Below are 23,316 nucleotides of genomic sequence, written 5' to 3' on the forward strand. Positions count from 1 at the left end.
CCCGCGTCGAAGAGCCCGACCGGACATTCTGTAGGGCGGGAATGACCAAGGCTGAATGTCGAATCGCGGGTGGCAACTCAACGGCGGCTCACCGCCACTCAACCGGAGTTGCCTGACGGCCGTCGAATTGACGCTTCCGGGATACGCCGATGACGATTCGATCGGCTGGCATGGCTCTGCAGGTGCCCGTCTGCGATTTTAGGGCGATCCCTCACGCATCATCATCGAAACGATGATCGGTGTTGTGAGGCGCTTCGAGCACGCGCGCGGCTTCGACCGGCCTGTGCGATGAGGGCGCTCGGTTCAGCCTGTGCCATATCTCCGAAGCATCCCGAAGGACGGTACGAGCGTTGGCAAAAATTTAATTTTGAATGTAAAGACATAATAGATTATCGCAAATCAATAATAACTGCTCATCATTTGATATTCGTGAGAATTAGTTTTTATTGATCTCCTGTGCCGATGCTCAGCTGTTCCGTTTCAACCAGGTCTAGCCGATCCTCTCGATCGGCTTGATCAAATATAAATTTCATGTCACTTGATCCTCATAGATACCTAGTCCGAATGTCACCCTCGTCATAATTTCGGCGGTGACACTCGGTCGGACTGGTGCTCTAATACTGGCCTGCGTCGCGCCCCGCGAGGAGCCGCGAACGCTGGGAGGAACGCCGGCGCGACCACCCGCTTGGCCGTCCCCGGCTCACGCTGGAGGGTACGGAATGCGACGCTTCAGATTTGTGACGCTTGCCGCCTTGGCCTTTGGGGCCTGGCTTAGTTTGGGCACGCTCAAGACAGGCCAGATCGGCATCGGCATGGCCGAGGCGGCGGGAGGCTGCGGCATCGGCTTTCACCGCGGCCCTTATGGCGGCTGCCGACGGAACTTCTATGGCGGCTATTACGGGGCGCCACGCTATTATGGCGGTCGCGGCGTGTACGGCTACCGCGGCGGGGGCGTCTATGGTTATCGCCGCGGAGGCGTGTACGGCTACCGGGGCGGGCGGGTCTACGGCGGTCGCGGCTTCTACGGTGGGCGAGGGTTCTACGGTGGGCGAGGGTTCCACGGGGGCGCACGAGGCTTCCATGGCGGCGGACGAGGCTTCTATGGTGGCCGCGGCCGCCGCTAGTGCCCTAACTCAGACGGACGCGTCAGGGGCTTGGCCCAGGGCCTTGAAGATCGCCGGCACGGGTTTGCTCCGGACGAAGGGTCTGGGCCTTCGGTTGTGCGAGGCGCTGTAGCGTTTGAAGGCCGGCGGCAGATTGACAAGGCCGGTGCTGATACCGCGCTTTCCACAGCCACGGGTGAGGGCTGAGAAGCAGCCCTCACCCGTGCTGAGTTACGCGTCGGGGCCGGCGTGAATTGGAAGATCCGACGCGGGAGCAGGTGAGCCAGGTACCGACCTGCGGACGCTTGTGGCTGCCAGAGTTGTCCAGGACCACGTGGGCGCGCTTGCCCGCTGTGACGGCGGCCTCGACCGTTGGAGAGGTGGCGTGCTGGCCAGACAGGTCCTGTCGCGCAGCAGGCTATCGACGGCTTCTTCGCCGCAGCGCTGCTGCCGGCGCTAGACCGCAGGCCGACTGACGCCGACTCGGCAGCGCACGCTCAGGCGCTCGGCCGAGAGCAGAACGAGGCGGGCCCGCGGGATGTCATTGAGAGGGCGGGATCAATCCCCGGCAATCCCGGCCAACTGTGACTTGGTGGCGTCGTCGAGAAGCATGCAGACCAGCCGGGTCATCGCACAGACGAACGCATCACGCGCCTCGTGAGCCCTCTCAGCGCGGCACTCCACTGGCTTTGCAACGCGTGCAGGATCACGCGATCTGCTGGACGGGAAAATGTGCGTTCTCCGGCCAGAGGGTTGCCAGAACCTTTCACGAACCCCATGGAGCCAGCTACCGATGCAGCAGCGGCGATGACGCTGACGATCAGAAGAGGCTTTCGAAGTGAGCGGCGAGAGTTCAGGCCGCCTTCCTGGCAAGCAGAAGGCCTTGAAGGTTTCCTGGATGCCCCGGCGACCTAAAACCGAGTCTCGTATGATCAAGCAGCAGACGTACAAGCTGCAATAATGAGCGGCGGCAGCGATTGCGAGGACCGCGCCATGTAGAGGAGGCACAGTCATGACGCATCTGAAGTTTGTGGCGCTCTCTTTCTTTGCCGCGCTTACATTCGGGCCCGTAAATGCAGCGAAAGCTGCCCCACTCAGCAACACTCACTCCGCACTGGACCTGTCTGATGTGGCCGGTAGGCTGGTCATCAAGACGCAAACACTAGGAATGGAGCGCCGCCACGTCCGGAGGATGGCTCGTCACGATCGAAGAATGGAGCGCCGGTTGCATCGGCATGAACGAAGGATGCATCGGCACGCCCGAAGAATGGAGCGGCGCTACTGATACGGTCGTCGGTATGGCGGGCGCCCGGGAATTCTGGTTACCCTGATGCACCCAGCGGCTTCGCGGGTGTAGATCGCGCCGTCTCGCTTCTGCCGACGCTTCGCGATCAGTGGCGCTACGCTGATCAGCGGCTCGTCGTGAGTCGTGGGAGGGATGTTCAGGCTTCGAGCCGGCCATACGCCGATTGCGGTCGTGGCCAGCCGTTAATGAATTGGAGGCGGGGAGATCGGCGTCCCGGCCCGGACCTGCGTCAGGTCGACAATGACCTGAGCGTCGGCGGCACGCGCGCCACCCTTCGGGCGCTGCCAGTCCCCTGAAATGGGAGGCCGGACGATGATCCGGAAACTTTCCCCGATCGTGGCTCTGACGCTCATCCTATGCGTCGGGCCGGCATGGACCAGGACCGCCGAAAGTCGTATCCGTGTCCTCTACCAACCTCCGAAGACGGCTGAGGTGCAGACGATCTATCGCGAGATGCGAGCACGCCGCCTGCTGGAAGGCCTGCGCCATGTCGGCAGCATCGTTCGGTTGCCCAAACCCCTTACCTTGCGCCTCGCCAACTGCGACGGCCGGGTTAATGCCTGGTACGCGCCCGAAAGTCGGTCGGTCACAGTCTGTTACGAGTTCATCCAAGACGTGCAGGACCGGGCTCCGGAGGAGACCTCCCCATCCGGCGTGACCCGGCATGAGGCCATCGTCGGCCCGATCGCCCAGGCATTCCTGCACGAAACCGCTCACGCTCTCTTCCACCTGCTCGACGTGCCCGTCCTCGGCCGAGAGGAGGACGCCGCTGACCAGCTCGCCGCTTTGGTTTTGCTGCGCCTGGACCCCGCGCAAGCACGACACTTCATCAACGGCAGCGCCTTCCTGTTCGCGAGCTACGGCGCGGAGGAGAAAGCAGAGAAGGAGGAACTCGCCGACAGCCACGGCCTATTCCGGCAACGCCTCTACAACCTCCTGTGTCTTGCCTACGGATCGGACAAGCGCGCCTTCGGCTATCTCGTCAGCCGCGGCGACCTTCCGAAAGAGCGAGCAGCGGAGTGTGGGGCCGAGTATGATGGCGCGGTGTTTGCCATGGGTAGACTGTTCCACCGCCACTTGCGCGGGGGTCTGATGGGACGCGAACGGATTCGTCGGGGCTTCCGCTGGGCTTACCAATGAAGAAGTCCTCGGCCGCAGAGCCCTTGAGATCGAAAGGTGCCGATTCGTTGAGGGACCGGACCTGCCGAAGTGACAGGGTCGACAAGCGCTTTCAGGCGAGCGTCCGCCGAATGTCCGCTCTGGAGAAGCGTCCGGAACTCCTCAAATGACCAAGATGGGCGCATTCCGGAAGGTCTGCTTCGAGCAGTATCAGCATTAAAGCGGCCTTGCAGCATTGAGCTTCAGGTCATTCAGATCGGTTTTTGGACGGGCTGCGAACGGGATCCGGCAGACAACGAAGTCCGTCCAGGTACGACAGAGTCATTCTTGCACGTGGAATGCCGAGGCGATGCCGGAGATGATGCACGTCGCACTCCCTGTCGCGCTTCCGATGCTCGCTCTTTCGACAATCCATTTGGGAGCGCCACTCCGAGAAGCGGCCAGTCATACGCTCGCAGATCCCGTGTGACCTCGGGTATGGCTGCGATTGCGGTCCGCAAATCTTCGGGCTTGAGTGTCTTCTTGTAGTTGCGCGAGTTCACCGTAGCGCCCTCATGGCCCAGCATCGACTCGCGGATCGGATCAAGCACCAACTGCCGGATCATCTCTGTGTTGCCGAAATGCCTGAATGAATGGAACGTCTTTCCCTCCTCCCGCGCCGAGGGCAAGACTTCGTCCAAGACGATGGTCCATCGCTTGTCGAACAGGTTCGACAGAGGCGTGTTCTCTCCAAGCTGTGCGATTTCCGAGAAGATCAGATCCTGCCGTCTGCCAGAATTAGCATGCACGAAATCTAAGAAGCCGAGTCGGATGAGTTCGGGGTGGATCGGCAGTGTCCGTCGCGACACCGCATTCTTGAGACGTCGCCTGCGTGTCGGCTGGATCTTGAGCGTGCTCCGCTCCACATCGACGTCGCCAACCTCTAAATAAGCCAACTCGGACAGGAGCCCGCAGGTGTAGTAGCCGAGAAGCGGCAGCCAGTAGACGGCCGCGAAGATCTGCTGCGTCCGCGCAATCCGCAGCATTTCCGGCTCCGTGGCCGTCGAGATCCAGACCGGGTGTGTGAAGAGCCTCTTCACCTCATCGATTTCAAAGGCTGGCCGCTTCTCGCCATCGCGTTCCGGGTCGGTCAGACGGAAATCGCTCAAGAGTTCGAAACGGCCGATTGGGTACTGCTTGGCCCGACAGTACTTCGCGATCGTCGAGAGCTGCGTGATGTGACGGTTGACGGTCGCGGGACTTAGCCCGACTTTCTCGGCCTGTCCCGCAGCACGCATCTTCCGCCCGCGCTCGACGAGGTCCGCGATCGACAGCTCCGCATCGCGTGAACTTTTGCCGTAGGACTTAGGTAGGTTCGACAGGTTCTGGACGTAAGCGATAAGATGGGCGTGCTTGATCTGCCGCAGGTCATCAGTGCCGGCGATGCCTCTCAGCATCTGGGCGACGGCCCGGTGCTGTCGTCGGGTCTTCTCGTCCCAGGTGACGCCTTTGTGGGTGATGAGTTGCTCGACCGTCTCCGTCAGAGACTCCATGACTGCGGTGGAGGCCAGCTCCGCGTTGGCATCGTCTAAATCCCGCTGGTCGAGGTCTGCGGTGTGATCGGTATCGTCTTGGACGAGCTCTTCCCCCTCGGGTTCAGACGTCAAGCTAGATGGTCCTGAGGCCTCGCCGGGCGGCGCGCCGTCAGTTTCAAAAGGGTACGACGAAGTTGCCGCCGCAGATGATGAATGTTGCCGACCCGGCGAAGCGCCCTGCTGAGATGCCGGACGGCGGGCAGACTCAGATTTAGAAGGAGCCGGATCCTCGTGTTCGCCCACCGCCTGCTGAGACATGGCTGGGACCCGAACTTCAAAGTCGCCCCATTCGGAGCTGTCCGCGCCATCGAAATCCGACCTAGCCCAGCCCAGCTCGTCGCGTGGCATCTCACCCTTGGCGCGCATCGCCGAAAGATTAGCCCAGGCCTCACGCGGGTCGCAGCGAGCCTCGGCTTAGGTTGTCGCGAACGCGCGCGAGACATGGCCGGAGATGGCCGCGAGGCCGCGCAGGCATCGAGCTAGACCGGCTTCGGTCACCGGCTCGCCTATGCTGATCAGCATCGCCTCAAGGTAGGCGCGGGGCGGCGTGAACCGGCCGGTCTCATCTGGACGTCCGAGATCGCGCAGGTAGCCGTTCGTGACGCGCCGCTTAATTGCTCCACGTTCTGTCAGGCTGAAGCCTTCCTGCTTCAAGCGGGCATCAAGTTCGCTGTCGTACCCGGCCTCGAAGCCTTCCTCGGCTGCCAGGGCCTGAAGGCGTCCGAAGATGCGGTACTCCCGCTCGCGCCTCTCCATCAGCGCAGGCCAATCACCTACAAGCGGGGCATTTGGCGGATCGAGGTCGCGGCGCAGGCGCGCGAAACGCGCGCTTCGCTCGCGGTCGACGTAAGCGCGGAGGTGCTCGCGGATCTGGCTAGCGGTGCCCACGTTGGGATGACCCTGTACGCGGAGGCTCTCCGCGTTGAGAGCCCAGCCGAGTGTGCGCGCACTTGCTGGGTCGGTTGTGCCCAGGCTCAGAGCGACCGTCGTGGAGGTCCCTTTTGCAGGAGCACCAAGCGGTCGTGTCCGCTCATCGCAACGGAATCGCCTTCGCCACCAGTATACCGCCCCGCGACGGTACACGTTAGAACAAATCGTCAACGGCCTGCCCCTGTGGACAAGCGCGTGCAACAGCTCTGCGTACAATCGGCCTAGCCGCGAGAGCGGCCGATAACCGAATGCAATCAGATCAACGACTTAGCGGAAGCTTGGCTGGGGCGCCAGGATTCGAACCTGGGAATGGCGGTACCAAAAACCGCTGCCTTACCACTTGGCGACGCCCCAAGGTGGGCGGTCGCTGTCTAGACGCCAGTGGGGCACCTGGCAAGCGCAGATCGCGGACGCGGAGCCGTTCCGGCCCCGCGTCCGAAGATCCTTCGCCCGAACACGGGCTCAGGCGCGCTCGGGGGCGCCGTCGATGCGCCGCGGCAGGCCGAGAGGGTTGGCGGCGCGGAGCGCGGCTGGCAGCAGGGCGTCCGGGACGTCCTGATAGCTCACCGGCCGCAGGAACCGGTCGATCGCGAGGCTGCCCACGGAGGTCGTGCGCCCGTCCGAGGTCGCCGGGTACGGTCCGCCATGCACCATGGCATGCGCCACCTCGACCCCGGTCCCGAACCCATCGACCAGGATGCGGCCGACCCGCCGTTCCAGGAGCGGAAGCAGATCGCGCGCCGCCGCGTGGTCCGCGGCAGCGAGGTGCAGCGAGGCCGTCAGCTGGCCTTCGAGATGCTCCAGCACCGCCCGCATCGCCACGAAGTCCGGGCAGCGGACGACGAGGGCGGAGGCCCCGAACATCTCCTCTTGCAGCGCGGGATCCGCCAGGAAGGCGGCCGAGTCGGTGGCGAACAGGGTCGCCCGCCCCTGCGACGCCGCACCCTCCGGCCCCTCGGCCAGTAGGGTGACGGCGTTGTGGCCCGCGACCCGGGCGACGCCCTCTCGGTAGGCGCGCTGGATGCCCGGCGTCAGCATGGTCGCGGCCGGGCTCTCCCGGAGCGCCGCCGCGGCCGCGTCGAGGAACGCGTCCAGGCCCGGCCCGGGCAGGGCCAGGATCAGGCCGGGATTGGTGCAGAACTGGCCGGCACCCAGGGTCAGCGAGGCCGCGAAGGCCTTGCCGATCGCCGCACCGCGCTCGTCCAGCGCGGCCGGGAACAGCAGCACCGGGTTGATGCTGCTCATCTCGGCGTAGACCGGGATCGGTGTCGGGCGCCCGGCCGCGATCGCCATCAGGGCCGTTCCGCCCCGGCGCGAGCCGGTGAACCCCACGGCCGCGATCCGGGGATCGGCGACCAGCGCCTGGCCGATGGACTGACCGGCATCGAACAGGAGCGAGAAGGTCCCCTCGGGCAGGCCGCAGGATGCGACCGCCTTCTGGACGGCCCGGCCGACGAGTTCCGAGGTCCCGGGATGGGCCGGATGGGCCTTGACGATCACCGGGCAGCCGGCCGCCAGGGCCGAGGCGGTGTCGCCGCCCGCGACCGAGAAGGCGAGCGGAAAGTTCGACGCCCCGAACACCGCCACGGGCCCCACCGCGATGCGGCGCAGGCGCAGGTCCGGCCGCGGCAGCGGCTTGCGGTCCGGCAGCGCCGGGTCGATGCGCGCCGCGACATAGCTGCCGTCGCGCACGACGCTGGCGAAGAGGCGCAGCTGGCCGACGGTCCGGGCGCGCTCGCCCTCGATCCGCGGGCGGGGAAGCCCGGTCTCGGCCATGCAGCGGGTGACGAGATCGTCCCCGATCTCCAGGATGTTCGCGGCGATCGCCTCGAGGAAGCCGGCCCGGGCTTCCGGATCGGTCTCGCGATAGGCGTCGAAGGCGGCCTCGGCCAGCGCGCAGGCCCGGTCGAGGTCGGCGAGGCTCGCCCCCGGGAAATCGGGCTCCATCGGTTCGCCAGTGGCCGCCGCCACCGCCCGGAACGCAGCCTCCCGGCCGCGCCGGGCCTCGGTCCCGATCAGGTTCTCGCCGCGCACGGTCATGAGCTGCTCCTCTTCATAAGGGTGCGACCGCGCCGCACCGGGACGGCCATGGCGGAGGCCGTCAGCCCCGCTGCGCCGCGAACGCCTTCTCGCGGATCGCCGCGAGGGTCATGGTCGGGGTCAGCGCCTCGGGATCGACGAGGCAGTGGATCATCGCCGGCAGGCCGGAGGCGAGGCTGCGCTCGAAGGCGGGGGCGAACGCCTCGGTGTGCTCGACCCGCTCGCCGTGACCGCCGCAGGCGCGGGCCAGCGCCGCGAAGTCGGGATTGCGCAGCTCCGTCGCCGAGACCCGGCCGGGATACTCGCGCTCCTGGTGCATCCGGATCGTGCCGTACATGCCGTTGTCGAGGACGACCACCACGACGGCGATGCCGTACTGAACGGCGGTGGCGAATTCCTGCACGGTCATCATCACGTCGCCGTCGCCCGCCAGCGCCACGACGATCCGCTCGGGCGCGCTGCGCTTGGCCATAACGGCGGCCGGCAGGCCGTAGCCCATCGAGCCCGATGTCGGCGCGAGCTGCGTGCCGAAGGCGCGGAACCGATAGTAGCGGTGGACCCAGGTCGCGAAGTTGCCGGCGCCGTTGCAGATCACCGCGTCCGGCGGCAGCCGCTCGCGCAGCCACGTGATCGCCTGCCCGTACTGGAAGGCGCCCGGTTTCGGTTCCGGCGTCTCCGACCAGGCGCGATAGGCGGCGTGGGCCTCGGCGGCGCGCCCCTGACCGGTCGCCGCGAAGTCCGGCAGCGCCGCGCAGAAGGTGTCCGGGGTCGCCTCGATGGCGAGGGCGGGCTGGTAGACCCGGCCGAGCTCCGCCGCGTCGGGATGGACATGGACCAGGGGCAGGCCGGGATCGGGGATCCCGAGCAGGCCGTAGGATTGCGCGGGCATCTCGGAGAGGCGCCCGCCCACCATCAGCAGCAGGTCGGCCTCCTTGATCCGGGCCAGGAGGAACGGGTTGGGCCCGATGCCGAGCTCGCCCGCGAAGTTGGGGTGATCGGCGGGAAACAGCTGCGCCCGCCGGAACGAGACCGCGACCGGGATGTCGTGGCGCTCGGCCCAGGCCGCGAACGCCGCCACCGCCCCGGCGGTCCAGCGCGAGCCACCGAGGAGCGCCACCGGCCGTCGCGCCTCCGCCAGCATCGTCCGCAGGCGCTGCGCGTCGCCCGGGGACGGGGCGGGCTCGGTCGGGACCACGCGCGGCGCGTCGGTCGCGGCCACGACATCGTCGAGCATGTCCTCCGGCAGGGCGATCACCACCGGCCCCGGGCGGCCCTGGAGGGCAACCCGGAACGCCCGGGCCAGGATTTCCGGGATGCGCGCCGCGTCGTCGATCTCCACGGCCCACTTGGCGACGCCGCCGAACATCTGCCGGTAGTCGATCTCCTGAAACGCCTCGCGGTCCCGCATCCGCCGGGCGATCTGGCCGACGAACAGGATCATCGGCGTCGAATCCTGGCGGGCGATATGGACGCCCGCCGAGGCGTTGGTGGCGCCCGGCCCCCGCGTGACGAAGCAGATGCCGGGCCGGCCGGTGAGCTTGCCGGCGGCCTCCGCCATGATCGCCGCGCCGCCCTCCTGCCGGCAGACCAGGACGTCGATCCCGCTGTCGCGCAGGGCGTCCAGAACCGCCAGGTAGCTCTCGCCGGGAACGCAGGTCACGCGCTCGACGCCCTGCGCGAGCAGCTGGTCGACGAGCACCTGCGCGCCGGTGCGTGAGGGCAATCCGCTCAAGCCGTTCCTCCTTGGCGATCGGGCCGCGCCCGAAGCCTCTTGCAGGTCATGCCGCCCGCCACCTCCTGAGATACATCTGATATCCCAGTGCGGGTTGCGGCATCCCGATACGCTCCAGCCTGTCAGACGAGAGGCCTGCGGTCGAGGGCGCGCCGGGTCATTTGATCGAGAAAGTCGAACAGCCGGCCGATCCCGGCAAGTGCCGTCTCGGGATCGCGGGCCGTGATGCCCGAGACGATGGCGGCGTGGAGGCCGGCGCAATCGAGGAAGCCGGCGGTCGGCTCGTGGGTGTACCAGAACCGCCGGGACTGGGCGTGGAGGGCCGTCATGGTGCTGGCGAGGGTGGTGTTGTAGGCCGCCCCGACCAAGGTCTCGTGCAAGGACCGCTTGGTCCGGAAATAGATCTCGCGGTCCCGCGCTTCGGCAGCCGCCAGCAAAGCGGCGACGCAGGCTTGCAGTCGCGCCATGTCGTCGTCCGAGCCGCGCGCGATCACGCAGCGCGCCACGGTCTCGTCCAGGGGGCGCCGGACCTCGAGAAGCTCGAGATGCTTGAGGATGTCGACCGGTGTGACGAGCACGCCGCGCCGCGGGTGAACCTCGACGAAGCCGATCGATTTCAGACGCGCCAGCGCCTCGCGGACGGGGGTGCGCCCGAGCGCCAGTTCCGCGCCGAGCTCGCCCTCAGAGACCATCGCGCCCGGGGTCAGGCGGCGGCTGATGATCATCTGCTCGATGGCGTCGTAGGCGGTCTCGGCCAGCGAGCGCGGCCTCTGCGCCTCGGCCGGGCTCCCGTCGCCCGCAAATCCCAATCCGGCCAAGGGCTTCCCCGTCGATGTCAGGCCGTGTCCGCCGCGACCTGCGCCGGTTGACAATGGCGCGGCGCGCCGTGTTACTCAAGATCTGGGATATCAGTTCGTGCGCAGCGCGGACGGGAGCCAAGGCCGGTGCAAGCGACGCGTGATTGTCACCGTCGGCGGGCGCCGAGACCGAGGCCCGGGAGGAGGAGCGGATGGCTGGGTTGTCCCCTGAGACGCGCGCCAAGCTGAAGACCGTCAGCACGGCGACCCTGATGACCGCCCTCTTCAAGCGGGGCTTCCGGAACCAGATGATCCAGGAGGTGCGGCCGCTGAAGCCCGGCGGCGGCACGATGGTCGGCGAGGCCTTCACCCTGCGCTACATTCCGGCCCGCGAGGACCTGAACCCGATCACGGTGTTTCGGGACCGCGCCCACCCGCAGCGCAAGGCCGTGGAGGAGTGCCCGCCCGGCGCCGTGATGGTGATCGACAGCCGGAAGGATGCGCGGGCGGCCTCCGCCGGTTCGATCCTGGCCACGCGGCTGATGGTGCGGGGTTGCGCGGGGCTCGTCACCGATGGCGGCTTCCGCGATGCTGACGAGATCGCCCAGCTCGCCATGCCGAGCTACCACGTACGGCCTTCGGCGCCGACCAACCTCACCATCCATCAGGCCATCGACATCAACGTGCCGATCGGCTGCGGCGATGCCCCCGTCTTCCCCGGCGACGTGATCGTGGGCGACGGCGACGGTGTGGCGGTGATCCCGGCTCACCTCGCCGACGCGATCGCCGACGAGGCCGTCGACATGACCGCCTACGAGGATTTCGTGACCGAGGAGGTACGCAAGGGCCGCACAATCCTCGGCCTCTATCCTGCGACCGACGAACAGAGCCTGACCGACTTCGCCGCCTGGCGGCAGCGGACCGGACGCTGAGCGGGCCGCTTCCGCCCGCTCCGGGTGCGGTCGCCAATCGGTGCCGGGCCGTGACGTCACGGTTTCGGCTCGGAGGGCGCCATGACGGCGGGCATTCCCACGGTTACGGCAGTACCGGAGATCGAGCGGCGCACGATCGCCAAGGTATCGTGGCGTCTCCTGCCGCTGATCGTCCTGATCTACTTCGTCGCCTACATGGACCGGACCAATGTCGGCTTCGCCTCGTTCGGCCTGAACCGGGAATTCGGGTTCTCCGCCACGGTCTACGGCTGGGCGGCCGGCATCTTCTTTCTCGGCTACGTCATCTTCGAGGTGCCGAGCAACGTCCTCCTGGAGCGGGCCGGGGCGCGGCTCTGGATCGCCCGGATCATGGTCACCTGGGGACTGGTCGCGGGCAGCATGGCCTTCATCACCGGCCCGGTGAGCTTCCTCACCCTGCGCTTCCTGCTCGGCGTCGCCGAAGCCGGCTTCTTCCCCGGCATGATCCTCTACTTCACCTACTGGTTTCCGCAGCGGTACCGGGCTCGGGTGGTGGCCGCCCTGTTCCTGGCCGTGCCGGGCTCGAACGCCCTCACCGCGGTGATCTCGGGGGCGATCCTGCAGCTCGACGGAACATGGGGGCTGCACGGCTGGCAGTGGCTGTTCATCCTCGAGGCGGTGCCCTCGATCCTGCTGGCCTTTGCGGTTCTGGCGCTGATGACGGACCGGCCGGCCCAGGCGACCTGGCTGAATGCGGAGGACCGTGCCTGGCTGGCGGAGACGCTGGCGGCGGAGCGCGCGGGGACGCTCCGGACCCACGGGCATTTCACGCTCCGGCAGGTCCTCACCGACCGGCGAGTGCTCGCGCTCGGCGCGATCTACTTCAACATCGGCACCGCCACCTACGGCATCACCTTCTTCCTGCCGCCGATCCTGAAGAGCCTGCATCTCACCGACTGGGAGACCGGCGTGGCCACGGCGGTGCCCTACGTCGTGGGGACCGTCGGCATGATCGCCTGGAGCTGGTCGTCGGACCGGCGCGACGAGCGGCGCTGGCACTTCGTGATCGCCGCGCTGGTCGCCGCCCTGGGCCTCATCGCCTCCGGTCCGATGCTGGGCAGCCTCTGGGCGCTCACGGCGATGTCGGTGGCGACGATCGGGCTCTACGGGAGCAAGCCCGCCTTCTGGGCGATGCCGGGGGAATTCCTGTCGGGGCCGGCGGCGGCCGGCGGGATCGCCCTGATCAACGCGATCGGCAATCTCGGCGGGTTCGTCGGTCCCTATGTGCTGGGCTGGCTCAAGGATTACACCGGCACTTACGAGGCCGGACTTTACTTCCTGGCGGCTTGTGCCGTCGCGTCCGGAGCCATCACATGGGTCGCGGTCCGGCCGGGCAGGATGTCGGCGGATCGGCGGTTCGACGCGGAAGGCGCAGGCCAGCCCGGGCGCCCGAACCCGTGAGATCGGAGACAGCGCGATGACCGCACGCAAGACCCTGGGCGACCTGCGCAGCCAGCGCTGGTTCGGCGCCACCGACCTGCGCAGCTTCGGCCACCGCTCTCGCATGCTGCAGATGGGCTACGAGCGCGCGGATTTCACCGGCAAGCCGATCGTCGGCATCATCAACACCTGGAGCGACATCAACCCCTGCCACCTGCATTTCCGCGAGCGCGTGGAGCACGTGAAGCGCGGCGTCTGGCAGGCGGGCGGCTTCCCGATCGAATTGCCGGCGCTCTCGCTGTCGGAGAACTTCGTCAAGCCGACCACGATGCTCTACCGCAACCTCCTGGCCATGGAGGTGGAGGAGCTGCTGCGTCAGCATCCCGTCGACGGCGCGGTGCTGATGGGCGGCTGCGACAAGACCACGCCCGGCACCGTCATGGGCGGGATCTCCATGAACCTGCCGATGATCTTCCTCCCGGCCGGACCGATGATGCGCGGGCATTTCGGCGGCACAATCCTGGGCTCCGGCTCCGACGTCTGGAAGTACTGGGCCGAGAAGGAGGCCGGGAACATCACCACGCAGGAATGGAACGACATGGAGGCGGGCATCGCCCGCTCCGCCGGCACCTGCATGACCATGGGCACAGCCTCGACCATGACGTCGATCACCGAGGCCTTGGGACTGTCCCTGCCCGGCTCGGCCTCGATCCCGGCGGGGGACGCCGACCACCCCCGCATGGCCGGCGCCTGCGGCCGGCGGATCGTCGAGATGATCTGGGAGGACCTGAAGCCCTCCGACATCCTGGACCGTCGCTCGATCGACAACGCCCTGGTGGTCCACAACGCGCTCGCCGGCTCCACCAACGCGATGATCCACCTGGTGGCCATGGCGGGGCGCGCCGGTATCCCGGTCAAGCTCACCGAGTTCGACGAGTTCGCCCAGAAGGTGCCGGTGATCGCCAACCTTCGGCCCTCGGGGCAGTGGCTGATGGAGGATTTCCACATCGCAGGCGGCATCCGCGCCTTGATGGTGCGCCTGTCCCCCCTGCTCCACCTCGATGCGCGCTCGGTCACCGGCGGCACGATCGGCGACGGGCTCGCCGGTATGAAGGTGTTCAACGACGACGTGATCCGCCCGCTTGACCGGCCCATCGTCTCCATGGGCGGGACCGCGATCCTGTACGGCAACCTCGCCCCGGACGGCTGCGTGATCAAGCCGCCGGCCGCCGACCCGCGTTTCCTGAACCATACCGGGCCCGCGCTGGTCTTCGACAGCTACGACGCGATGAACGCTGCGGTGAACGACCTCGATCTCGACGTCACTCCCGACCACGTCATGATCCTGCGCAATGCCGGCCCGATCGGCGGCCCCGGTATGCCGGAATGGGGCATGCTGCCGATCCCCAAGGTCCTGCTCCGGCAGGGCGTGCGCGACATGGTCCGCATCTCGGACGCCCGGATGAGCGGGACCAGCTATGGCGCCTGCATCCTGCACGTGGCGCCGGAATCGGCTGCGGGCGGCCCGCTCGCGGCGGTGCGCAATGGCGACCTGATCACGGTGGACGTGCCCGGGCGCCGGATTCACCTGCACCTCGACGATGCCGAGATCGCGGCGCGCGTGAAGGCCTTCGTGCCGCCGGACCGGGCCTATTTGCGGGGCTACAACCGGCTGTTCGCCCAGCACGTGCGGCAGGCCAACGAGGGCTGCGATTTCGACTTTCTGGAGGGCGCCGGGGGGATCCCGGAACCCGAGATTCACTGACCGGCCCGAGCCGTCGGCAACAGGCGGCGGGCCACATCACAGGGAGGGACCATGGTGATGATCGCACGCAGGGGGCTGCTCGCCGGAGCGGCCCTGCTCGGCGCCGCGCGGGCGGCCGGAGCCGGCTGGGAGCCGTCGCAGCGGGTGCCCGACCCGGCCGTCGAGATTCTCGATCCGGCCTTCGCCAAGTACCGCCTCGCCTCGGCGACGGTGGAGCGGGTCGCCATCGGATTTCGCTGGGCCGAGGGGCCGGTCTGGTTCGGCGACATGGGATCGCTGCTGTTCAGCGACGTGGTCAACGACCGGATCATGAAGTGGGAGGAGGCCTCCGGCACGCTCTCGGTGTTCCGCAAGCCGTCGAACTACGCCAACGGCAACACCCGAGACCGGCAGGGCCGGCTGATCACCTGCCAGCACAAGACTCGCAGCGTGACCCGGACCGAGCACGACGGCAGCCTCACAACGCTGCTCGACCGATTCGACGGCAAGCCGCTGAACTCGCCGAACGACGTCGTCTGCCATTCCGACGGCGCGGTCTGGTTCACCGATCCGGCCTTCGGGCCGAACCCGCACGAGTCGATGGCCGCACCGGAGCTTCCCGGCAACGTCTACCGGATCGATCCCAGGACGGGGCAGGCCAGCGTCGTGGTCGAGGGCGTTGCGGGTCCGAACGGGCTCTGCTTCTCGCCGGACGAGTCCAAGCTCTACGTCATCGAGGCGCGGGCGAAGCCGAACCGCCTGATCCGCGTCTACGACGTGGTCGAGAGCGGCACCAAAACCGCGAACGGGCGGGTGTTCTACGATGCCGGAACCGGCACGCCGGACGGGTTCCGCGTCGATGTCGATGGCAATCTGTGGTGCGGCTGGGGGATGAGCGAGGCCGAGGACGGCGTCATCGTGCTCTCACCGCAGGCCAAGCTGATCGGACGGATCCGCCTGCCGGAGCGCTGCGCCAACCTGTGCTTCGGCGGCGTCAACCGCAACCTGCTGCTGATGACGTCCACGCATTCGGTCTACGCGCTGTACGTCAACACGCGGGGCGCGGGGACCTGCTGAAATCGAGGGTGCGGACCCGGCCATGCGTCGGACGGCTGATGGTGGCTGCTCTACCGTGTGTTGGTGCGCTTGCCAACATGCGGCAGAGGGGGCATTCTCGCGGTCATGAAGGCCGAGCTGCTGCTCAGGGAGCGCATCGCGATCATCCCTGAGCGGTCGTTCGTCGAGTTGGTGGTCTGGAGTGTGCCGAAGCCGGTCCGCGAGAGCGGACACAGCTTCAAGAACCGGCTCGCCCTCGTCGTCGATGGTGTCTGCGTGCTCCACTACGACAACGAAGCCGGGAAGGGCGACCACAAGCATATCGGTCGGGAGGAGGTTCCCTACCGCTTCACCAGTCCGGAGGCCCTGCTGGCGGATTTCTGGGCCGATGTCGAACCTTGGAGGCGGCCATGAGGACCGTGACGATTGGCGTCTCTTCCATCGAGGAAGCCGGCGCCCGTGCTCTGGCAGCCTTCCGGGGCGAGAAGCAGGGTGCCTTCATCTCCTTCCCCACCGTCGAGGGGTTGTGGACCGTGCTGACACCCCGCCGCTGGGCGCTGATCAAGGCCCTAGCCGGCCAGGAGCCGATGTCGCTGCGTGCCGTGGCGCGACTGCTGGACAGGGACGTGAAGAACACGCATTCCGACGTGCACGCGCTCCTGAGCGCCGGCATTCTCAACCGCACGGACGACGAGCGAATCGTGTTTCCTTACGATGCGGTGCACGTCGACTTCACAGTCGGGAAGGCGGCCTGACGAAACTTCAGGACAGGGCGCCCTCCCCGGCTCCGCTCGCGGTGACGGGGGCGTGAGCCCCCGCCCCTACTCCGCCGCCTGCGCGAGATACCGCGCCGGGTCGTAGTTCAGGATCGGCCCGAGCCAGCGCTCGACCTCGCGGACATCCATGCCCTTGCGGACGGCGTAATCCTCGACCTGATCCCGCTCGACCTTGGCGACGCCGAAATAGTGCGCCTCCGGGTGGGCGATGTAGATCCCCGACACCGACGAGCCCGGCCACATGGCGTAGGACTCGGTGAGCTTCACGCCGATGCGGCTCTCGGCCTTCAGCAGGTCGAACAGCGTGGTCTTCTCGGTGTGGTCGGGCTGGGCCGGATAGCCCGGGGCTGGACGGATGCCGTCATACTTCTCCAGCACCAGCTCCTCGGGGGCGTAGGCCTCGTCGGAAGCGTAGCCCCAGAACTCCTTGCGCACACGCTCGTGCATTCGCTCGGCGAAGGCCTCGGCAATGCGGTCGGCGAGCGCCTTCACGAGGATCGCCCGGTAATCGTCGTTCGCCCGCTCGAAGCGCTCGGCGATCCGCACCTCCTCCAGGCCGGCCGTCACCACGAAGCCGCCGACATAGTCGGCGATGCCGGTCTCGGAAGGCGCCACGAAGTCCGACAGGCACGTGTTCGAGCGCCCGTCGCGCTTCGAGAGCTGCTGGCGCAGGCCGTGGAAGGTGGCGAGCCGCTCGGACCGGCTCTCGCCGGTGTAGAGCGCGATGTCGTCGCCGACGCTGTTGGCCGGCCAGAAGCCGATCACCGCCTTCGGGTTGAACCAGCGCTCCTCCACAATCTGCTTCAGCATCTCTTGCGCGTCCTCGTAGAGGGCGCGGGCGGCCGGGCCCTGCTCGGGGTCGTCCAGGAGCGCCGGGAAGCGGCCCTTGAACTCGTAGGTCTGCAGGAACGGCGTCCAGTCGATGTAGGGCACGAGGTCGGCGACCTCGTAGGAGCCGTAGACCCGGGTGCCGGTGAAGGTCGGCTTGGCCGGCTTATAGCCCGACCAGTCGATCTTGAACGCGTTGGTTCGCGCCTTGGCGAGCGGCAGCCGCTGCTTGTCGGCCTCCGAGCGCTTGTGGGCGTCGGCGACCTTGGCGTACTCGGCCCGGACCTTCTCGATCGTGGGCCCACGGGTCTCCTTCGAGATCAGGCTCGACACCACGCCGACCGCGCGGCTGGCGTCGGTGACGTAAACCGCCTGACCCTTGGCGTAGGCCGGGTGGATCTTCACTGCCGTGTGGACGCGGCTCGTGGTGGCGCCGCCGATCAGCAGCGGCACGTCGAGCCCCTCACGCTCCATCTCGCCGGCCACGTGGACCATCTCGTCGAGCGACGGGGTGATCAGGCCCGACAGGCCGACGATGTCGACCTGCTCGCGTTTGGCGGTCTCCAGGATCTTGGCGGCCGGCACCATCACGCCAAGGTCGATGATCTCGTAGTTGTTGCAGGCCAGCACGACGCCGACGATGTTCTTGCCGATGTCGTGGACGTCGCCCTTCACGGTGGCCATCAGCACCTTGCCGGCGGCCTGGCGCTTGCCGTCACCGCCGTTGGCGAGCTTCTCGGCCTCCATGTAGGGCTCGAGATAGGCAACCGCCTGCTTCATCACGCGGGCGGACTTCACCACCTGCGGCAGGAACATCTTGCCCGCGCCGAACAGGTCACCGACCACGTTCATGCCGGCCATCAGCGGGCCCTCGATCACGTGGAGCGGACGCTCGGCCTGAGCCCGCGCCTCCTCGGTGTCGGCCAGGATGTACTCGGTGATGCCGTTGACCAGCGCGTGCTCGATGCGCTTCGCGACCGGCGCCTCGCGCCATGTCAGGTCGGCGGTCTTGGCCTGCGCCGAGGCGCCGGTCTTGAACCGCTCGGCTGCCTCCAGCAGGCGCTCGGTGGAATCGTCGCGGCGGTTGAGAACCACGTCCTCGCACAGCTCGCGCAGCTCCGCCGGGATCTCGTCGTAGACGGCGAGCTGGCCGGCATTGACGATGCCCATGTCCATGCCGGCCTTGATGCAGTGGAACAGGAACACCGCGTGCATCGCCTCGCGCACCGGCTCGTTGCCGCGGAACGCGAAGGACAGGTTCGAGACGCCGCCCGAGATGTGGGCGTGCGGCAGGGTCTCGCGGATCGTGCGGGTCGCCTCGATGAAGGCGACGCCGTAGCCGTTATGCTCCTCGATGCCGGTGGCGACGGCGAAGATGTTCGGATCGAAGATGATGTCCTCGGGCGGGAAGCCGACCTGCTCGGTCAGGATCCGGTAGGCCTTGGTGCAGATCTCGACCTTGCGCTTGTAGGAATCCGCCTGCCCCTGCTCGTCGAAGGCCATCACCACCACGGCAGCGCCGTAGGAGCGGCAGACCTTGGCGGCCTCGATGAATTTCTCCTCGCCCTCCTTCATGGAGATCGAGTTCACGATCGGCTTGCCCTGGATGCACTTCAGCCCGGCCTCGATCACCTCGAACTTCGAGGAATCGACCATCACGGGCACGCGGGCGATGTCGGGCTCGGCGGCGACGAGGTTCAGGAACTCGACCATCGCCTTCTGGGAGTCGAGCAGGCCCTCGTCCATGTTGACGTCGATCACCTGGGCGCCGGCTGCGACCTGATCGCGGGCGACGTCCAGCGCCGCCGCGTAGTCGCCGTTGGTGATGAGCTTGCGGAACTTGGCCGAGCCGGTGACGTTCGTGCGCTCGCCGACGTTCACGAAGGGGATTTCCGGCGTGAGCACGAAGGGCTCGAGGCCGGAGAGCCGCATCAGGCGGGGGATCTCGGGGATCGGCCGCGGCGCCTTGCCGGCGACCGCCTCCGCGATGGCGCGGATGTGGTCCGGCGTGGTGCCGCAACAGCCGCCGACCATGTTGACGAGGCCGGATTCGGCGAACTCGCCGACCAGCTTGCCCATCGCCTCCGGGCTCTCGTCGTAGAGGCCGAACTCGTTCGGCAGGCCGGCATTCGGGTAGGCGCAGACCAGGGTGTCGCAGATCCGCGACAGCTCGGCGATGTGGCCGCGCATCTCGCGGGCGCCGAGCGCGCAATTGAGGCCGAAGGTCAGCGGATCGGAGTGGCGCAGAGAGTGCCAGAAGGCCGCCGGGGTCTGACCCGACAGGGTGCGGCCCGAGAGATCCGTGATCGTGCCGGAGATCTGGATCGGCAGGCGGATGCCGGTCTCGTCGAAGACCTGCCAGGCCGCCGCCACCGCGGCCTTGGCGTTCAGCGTGTCGAAGATCGTCTCGATCAGGATCAGCTCGGCGCCGCCGTCGATCAGGCCGCGGACCTGCTCGACATAGGCCTGCTTGACTTGGTCGAAGGTCACGGCCCGGAAGCCCGGGTTGTTCACGTCCGGCGAGATCGACAGGGTGCGGTTCGTCGGGCCGATGGCGCCGGCCACGAAGCGGCGTCGGCCGTCCTTCTGCTCGGCGAGCTTGGCGGCCTCCCGGGCGAGTCGCGCGCCCTCGGCGTTCAGCTCGTGGATGATCGACTCCATGCCGTAATCGGCCTGGGCGATGGTCGTGCCCGAGAAGGTGTTGGTCTCGCAGACGTCGGCGCCGGCCAGGAAGTAGTCGAGGTGGATCTGCCGGATCGCATCGGGCTGGGTCAGGATCAGGAGGTCGTTGTTGCCCTTCTGATCGTGGCCGTGATCCTTGAAGCGGTCGCCGCGAAAGTCCTCTTCCGAATACTTGAGCCGCTGGATCACGGTGCCCATCGCCCCGTCGAGGACGAGGATCTTCTCCGCCGCGCGCTGGCGCAGGGCCTTCGCGATCGCGGTGCCGTCGACGGGGGCAAAATCGGTCATCGTGCGTCCTGTCAGATCACCTCATCCTGAGGTGCCGGAGCGAAGCGGAGGCCTCGCAGGAGGCCTCCAGATGTTGTGGCGATCGTCGGAACCCGCCTTCGAGGCCGCTCGCGCGGCACCTCAGGAGGGAGAAAAAATTTTGTCCTGTCAGACGCTTCCGTGCCATGGGCGTGGAAGCGTCCCAATCTTTGCGAGCGAAACGAAGCAATCCAGCAGCGCCACGCTAATGGATGTCGCGCTGCCCTGGGTCGCTTCGCTGCACTCGCGATGACGGGTCGGGAGCGTCAAGCGCAGCCCCGAAAATCAGGCCGCCGCCTTCGCCGCCGCCAGCTTCGGCGCCTGGGCGCGCAGGCCAAGCAGGTGGCAGATCGCATAGACCAGATCCGAGCGGTTCATCGAGTAGAAGTGGAAGTCGTTGACGCCCTCGTCCACGAGGTCGAGCACCTGCTCGGCCGCCACCGCGGCGGCGACGAGCCGGCGGGTCTCGACGTCGTTCTCCAGGCCCTCGAACCGGGCGGCCAGCCAGTACGGCACCGAGGCGCCTGTGCGGCGGGCGAAGTTCGCCGCCTGCTTAAAGTTCTGCACCGGCAGGATGCCCGGGATGATCGGGATCGTGATGCCGGCGGCCCGAACCTTGTCCAAGTAGCGCAGGTAGATCTCGTTCTCGAAGAAGAACTGGGTGATCGCCTGATCGGCTCCGGCATCGACCTTGGCCTTCAGGGCATCGATGTCGGCCTCGAGCGAGGCCGCCTCGGGGTGCTTCTCGGGATAGGCCGAGACCGAGACCTTGAAGTCGCCGATCCGCTTGATCCCCTCGACCAGCTCGGCGGTCGAGGCGTAGCCCTCGGGATGCGGCCGGTAGGCGTGGCCGACGCCCTCGGCCGGGTCGCCGCGCAACGCCACGATATGGCGCACGCCCGCGTCCCAGTAGGACTGGACCACCGCGTCGATCTCCTCGCGGGTGGCGTCCACGCAGGTGAGGTGCGCGGCCGGCTTCAGGCTGGTCTCGCGGACCATCCGGGCCACTGTGTTGTGGGTGCGCTCGCGGGTCGAGCCGCCGGCCCCGTAGGTCACCGACACGAAGCTCGGCTGGAGCGGCGCGAGGCGCTCGATCGAACCCCAGAGGATCTTCTCCATCTCCTCGGTCTTCGGCGGGAAGAACTCGATCGAGACACGGATCGGGTGGTAGCCGTCGCGGCTGGCGCGGTGAGTGGAACGGCGCATCGGGGTCTCGTCCTCTATGTCGGTCGGTTCAGACGATGGGGTTGAGCCTCAGGCGACGGCGCGCCGGGGCTGTTCGGTGGTCGCGTCGGCCAGCCCATCCTGAGCCAGCCAGAGGGTGACGGTGAGCTGGCCCGCTTCGCGCGGTGCCAGATCGCGCGTGGCGACCGTGTCGAGGCCGGTCTCCGCGAGCCAGCCGGACACCTGATCGCTGGAGAAGCCGAGTCGGCGGTGGGCTTGGCTCGTGCGCAGGAACTCCAGCTCGTGCGGTGCGAAGTCCACCACCAGGAGGCGGCCCCCCGGCGCCACGAGCCGGGCGGCGGCGCGCAGTGCCCGGGCCGGGTCATCGAGATAATGCAGCACCTGATGTACCACCACGAGGTCGAAGCTCGCGCGCGCGAAAGGCGGCGCGTGGATGTCGCCCTGTCGGAGGTCGACCCGCGTCAGGCCCTGTCGTTCCAGGTTGGCTCGGGCGACCGACAGCATGGCATGGCTTGAATCGAGCCCGGTGGCGCGCCCGGCGCGCGGCGCGAGCAGGCCGAGCATCCGGCCCGTGCCGGTACCGAGATCGATCAGGCTGCCGATCGGCCGGTCGCCCAGAGCGACGAGAACCGCCGCCTCGACGGTCGCCTCAGGCACGTGCAGGGAGCGCAGCTCGTCCCATTTGGGTGCCAGCCGTGCGAAGAAAGTCTCGGCTGTCTCAGCCCGCTGCGCCCGGACGGCGTCGAGCCGGGCGCGATCCTCCGAGAGAGGCGGCGCGGTCCGGTCGAGACCGGACAGCAGCGGATCCGCAAGCCCGGCGCGGGCTTCTGACAGCCGGAAGAACGCCCAGGCGCCCTCACGGTGGCGCTCCACAAGCCCGGCCTCCACCAGCAGCTTGAGATGCCGCGAGATCCGCGGCTGCGACTGGCCCAGAATGTCGGTGAGGTCCGAGACCGACAACTCGCCCTCCGCGAGCAGCGCCAGGATGCGCAGGCGCGTCTCCTCGGCGGCCGCCCGGAGAACGCCGAGCGCCTCCGGAAATGGGATCGAACCCGCCTCTTGCCTGCGTTCGATAGACATAAAGATATGTTTATGTGCGTTTCGAGCGTCGTGCAAGCGCGATCTTGACCCTGCTCTGCCGAATCCATGGGGCCAGAGCGCGACGACTGCGTTGAACGCAGGCCCGTGGAGGCGCGCATGCCTGACAGCCCCTATCCGCAGATCACGCTCGTCCGCCATGGCGAGACCGCGTGGAGCCGTTCCGGCCGGCATACCGGGCGCAGCGACATCCCGCTCACGCCGACCGGCGAGGCCGCCGCACGAGCCCTTGCGCCGCGCCTCAGGATCCAATCCTACACGGCGGTCTGGTCGAGCCCGTCGCGCCGGGCAGCCACCACCTGCGAACTTGCGGGTTTCGGCGATCAGCGCGCGATCGACCCGGATCTGGCCGAGTGGGATTACGGCACCTACGAGGGCCGGACGACGCCGGCGATCTTGGCCGAGCGCCCGGGTTGGCGCCTGTTCCGCGATGGCTGCCCGGGCGGCGAGACGGCCGCCGATGTCGGGATCCGGGCGGACCGGGTCATCGCGCGGGCTCGGGCTCTCGATGCCGATCTCCTCGTGTTCTCGAGCGCGCATTGTCTGCGGGTGCTCGCCGCACGCTGGATCGGCCTGCCGCCGGAGGCCGGAGCGCTCCTCGTTCTCGGCACCACGAGTGTCTCGGTGCTCGGCTACGAGCATGATCGTACCGAGCCGGTCCTGCGGGCCTGGAACGGTTAGGCCCTGCC

The 23,316-nt window shown here is 67.6% G+C and carries 17 protein-coding genes and 1 tRNA gene; 9 read left to right on the plus strand and 9 right to left on the minus strand.

What is annotated here, in order from left to right; genetic code table 11:
• Nucleotides 1–719 precede the first annotated feature (719 nt).
• Together AC3WSN_RS10855 and AC3WSN_RS10860 are read left to right on the plus strand one after the other, a co-directional pair.
• Nucleotides 720–1,124 carry a GCG_CRPN prefix-to-repeats domain-containing protein gene (locus AC3WSN_RS10855; RefSeq protein ID WP_492537920.1) on the plus strand — a complete coding sequence of 135 codons (405 nt, stop codon included), beginning with the start codon at nt 720–722 and terminating at the stop codon, nt 1,122–1,124.
• A 1,597-nt stretch (nt 1,125–2,721) separates the two neighbouring features.
• On the plus strand, nt 2,722–3,549 hold the full coding sequence (locus AC3WSN_RS10860) for a DUF4344 domain-containing metallopeptidase (RefSeq protein WP_492537922.1): 828 nt from the start codon (nt 2,722–2,724) through the stop codon (nt 3,547–3,549).
• Nucleotides 3,550–3,779: 230 nt separating this feature from the next.
• Here the strand turns inward: AC3WSN_RS10860 and AC3WSN_RS10865 are convergent, their stop codons facing one another.
• The 6 genes from AC3WSN_RS10865 to AC3WSN_RS10890 form a co-directional block, all read right to left on the minus strand.
• A complete protein-coding gene (locus AC3WSN_RS10865) occupies nt 3,780–5,450 on the minus strand; it encodes a site-specific integrase (RefSeq protein ID WP_492537924.1) in 1,671 nt (556 codons plus the stop codon).
• Between the two features lie 66 nt (nt 5,451–5,516).
• On the minus strand, nt 5,517–5,990 hold the full coding sequence (locus AC3WSN_RS10870; protein ID WP_492537926.1) for a hypothetical protein: 474 nt from the start codon (nt 5,988–5,990) through the stop codon (nt 5,517–5,519).
• A 321-nt stretch (nt 5,991–6,311) separates the two neighbouring features.
• A tRNA-Gln gene (locus tag AC3WSN_RS10875) sits at nt 6,312–6,386 on the minus strand.
• 108 nt (nt 6,387–6,494) lie between these two features.
• Complete coding sequence (locus tag AC3WSN_RS10880; protein WP_492537928.1) at nt 6,495–8,072, minus strand: aldehyde dehydrogenase (NADP(+)); 1,578 nt, start codon at nt 8,070–8,072, stop codon at nt 6,495–6,497.
• 61 nt (nt 8,073–8,133) lie between these two features.
• Entirely contained in the window at nt 8,134–9,804 is a 1,671-nt protein-coding gene (locus AC3WSN_RS10885; RefSeq protein WP_492537930.1) for a thiamine pyrophosphate-binding protein, read from the minus strand.
• A 122-nt stretch (nt 9,805–9,926) separates the two neighbouring features.
• A complete protein-coding gene (locus tag AC3WSN_RS10890; protein ID WP_492537931.1) occupies nt 9,927–10,622 on the minus strand; it encodes a GntR family transcriptional regulator in 696 nt (231 codons plus the stop codon).
• 191 nt (nt 10,623–10,813) lie between these two features.
• Here AC3WSN_RS10890 and AC3WSN_RS10895 point away from each other — a divergent pair, with 191 nt between their 5' ends.
• From AC3WSN_RS10895 to AC3WSN_RS10920, 6 genes are all read left to right on the plus strand, one after another.
• A complete protein-coding gene (locus AC3WSN_RS10895; RefSeq protein WP_192710602.1) occupies nt 10,814–11,533 on the plus strand; it encodes a ribonuclease activity regulator RraA in 720 nt (239 codons plus the stop codon).
• Between the two features lie 81 nt (nt 11,534–11,614).
• Nucleotides 11,615–12,973 (plus strand): MFS transporter, encoded by a 1,359-nt coding sequence (locus AC3WSN_RS10900; protein WP_192710562.1) that lies wholly within the window; start codon nt 11,615–11,617, stop codon nt 12,971–12,973.
• A gap of 16 nt (nt 12,974–12,989) precedes the next feature.
• Nucleotides 12,990–14,717, plus strand: coding sequence for an L-arabinonate dehydratase (gene araD / locus AC3WSN_RS10905; protein WP_492537934.1), 1,728 nt, complete (start codon nt 12,990–12,992; stop codon nt 14,715–14,717).
• Nucleotides 14,718–14,768: 51 nt separating this feature from the next.
• Complete coding sequence (locus AC3WSN_RS10910) at nt 14,769–15,773, plus strand: SMP-30/gluconolactonase/LRE family protein (protein ID WP_492537935.1); 1,005 nt, start codon at nt 14,769–14,771, stop codon at nt 15,771–15,773.
• A gap of 105 nt (nt 15,774–15,878) precedes the next feature.
• Nucleotides 15,879–16,166, plus strand: a complete 288-nt coding sequence (locus tag AC3WSN_RS10915) for a toxin-antitoxin system TumE family protein (RefSeq protein ID WP_492537937.1) — start codon at nt 15,879–15,881, stop codon at nt 16,164–16,166.
• Complete coding sequence (locus tag AC3WSN_RS10920; RefSeq protein ID WP_492537939.1) at nt 16,163–16,507, plus strand: HVO_A0114 family putative DNA-binding protein; 345 nt, start codon at nt 16,163–16,165, stop codon at nt 16,505–16,507. Before AC3WSN_RS10915 ends, AC3WSN_RS10920 begins: the two co-directional genes overlap by 4 nt.
• Nucleotides 16,508–16,573: 66 nt before the next feature.
• Here the strand turns inward: AC3WSN_RS10920 and metH are convergent, their stop codons facing one another.
• From metH to AC3WSN_RS10935, 3 genes are all read right to left on the minus strand, one after another.
• Entirely contained in the window at nt 16,574–20,326 is a 3,753-nt protein-coding gene (metH, locus tag AC3WSN_RS10925; RefSeq protein WP_492537941.1) for a methionine synthase, read from the minus strand.
• Nucleotides 20,327–20,629: 303 nt separating this feature from the next.
• A complete protein-coding gene (gene metF, locus AC3WSN_RS10930) occupies nt 20,630–21,550 on the minus strand; it encodes a methylenetetrahydrofolate reductase [NAD(P)H] (protein WP_192710557.1) in 921 nt (306 codons plus the stop codon).
• 48 nt (nt 21,551–21,598) lie between these two features.
• Nucleotides 21,599–22,609 (minus strand): ArsR/SmtB family transcription factor, encoded by a 1,011-nt coding sequence (locus tag AC3WSN_RS10935; protein ID WP_492537943.1) that lies wholly within the window; start codon nt 22,607–22,609, stop codon nt 21,599–21,601.
• Nucleotides 22,610–22,726: 117 nt separating this feature from the next.
• Between AC3WSN_RS10935 and AC3WSN_RS10940 the strand changes: the two genes are divergently transcribed.
• Complete coding sequence (locus AC3WSN_RS10940) at nt 22,727–23,308, plus strand: histidine phosphatase family protein (RefSeq protein ID WP_492537945.1); 582 nt, start codon at nt 22,727–22,729, stop codon at nt 23,306–23,308.
• Nucleotides 23,309–23,316: the final 8 nt, after the last annotated feature.

Source organism: Methylobacterium sp. FW102-HT35C08 (assembly GCF_058790235.1).